This is a genomic window from Shewanella sp. SG44-6 (assembly GCF_014164185.1).
In the GTDB taxonomy this organism is placed as follows: Bacteria; Pseudomonadota; Gammaproteobacteria; order Enterobacterales; family Shewanellaceae; genus Shewanella; species Shewanella vesiculosa.
Genome location: NZ_JACJER010000296.1, coordinates 1 through 945 on the forward strand (window position 1 = coordinate 1; position 945 = coordinate 945).

Here is a 945-nt window from a genome sequence, read left to right on the forward strand (position 1 = left end):
GTGAACTAAAAAATAACTATTTTAGATAATAATCAGTGGTATTAAGTTGATTTCACAATGATGACTTTTGTCACTGGTAATTTTGATTGAAGTCGTCACAATAATAGACAACAAAACACATCAATCTGCACTCAGGATAAGAGATGAGCATATGGTGATAAAGATCATAAATTTAGACGTTAGCCACTATCAAACTAGTCATTTGTTTTACTAGCGTTAATAGCTGGTCTATTGCAGGTTAATTTAACGAAGTTAGCAAAGTAACAGGCTATTTAATAAGACTAATAAGGACATTTTATGAACCCAGCAACAATGGCATTACTGATCCCAATTTTGGCTATTTTGGGCAGTTTTATCGTGAGCATAATGAAACTTAGAGAGCGCCAAGCTCGTGCCACAACAGACCAAGCAACCAACAATAAAGCCCTACATGATGAAATAAGCGCCCTACGTAAACGGATTGAAGTGCTTGAGCGTGTTGTAACCGAAGACGCATACGATCTAAAACAAAAAATTAATAATGCATAAGTTGTTTTGAACACTATTAGCATCGAGTCAATTGCAGACTATTTTAATGCGAGCAAAGCAGCAGTTATAAGTTATAAAGACTAATAGTCAGTTGGTTTTACATATAAAATTCAGATATTTTTCTGAATTACGCACAGTAGTATCCTACCAGTCTTAAATATCTTAAGTTACAGACGTAAAATAGCCCGCTACATAATAGCGGGCTGTTTCACGACTCTTTCATGTCAATTAAGCGCCTGGAAATGACCGACTCTCGCATGGGCATACTGGCCACACTGACTAATTGCTTAGGTTTAAGGCACAAAACAAAAAGGCCACTCGGTTAGAGTGGCCTTGCTGTTTTATTTGGCGCCTGGAAATGACCTACTCTCGCATGGGGAGACCCCACACTACCATCGGCGATACTGTGTTTCACTT

1 protein-coding gene is annotated in these 945 nt (G+C 37.9%); it reads left to right on the top strand.

Annotated features, from left to right (window positions below; translation table 11 throughout):
* The first annotated feature begins 297 nt into the window (after window positions 1-297).
* The gene (locus H5185_RS22270; RefSeq protein ID WP_124016048.1) at window positions 298-528 is read left to right on the top strand and encodes a hypothetical protein; all 231 of its coding nucleotides are present in this window, start codon (window positions 298-300) and stop codon (window positions 526-528) included.
* Window positions 529-945 lie beyond the last annotated feature (417 nt).

What these genes read in the sequence shown, in the direction of transcription:
- H5185_RS22270 (WP_124016048.1), top strand. Translation starts at nt 298, where the DNA reads ATGAACCCAGCAACAATGGCATTACTGATCCCAATTTTGGCTATTTTG.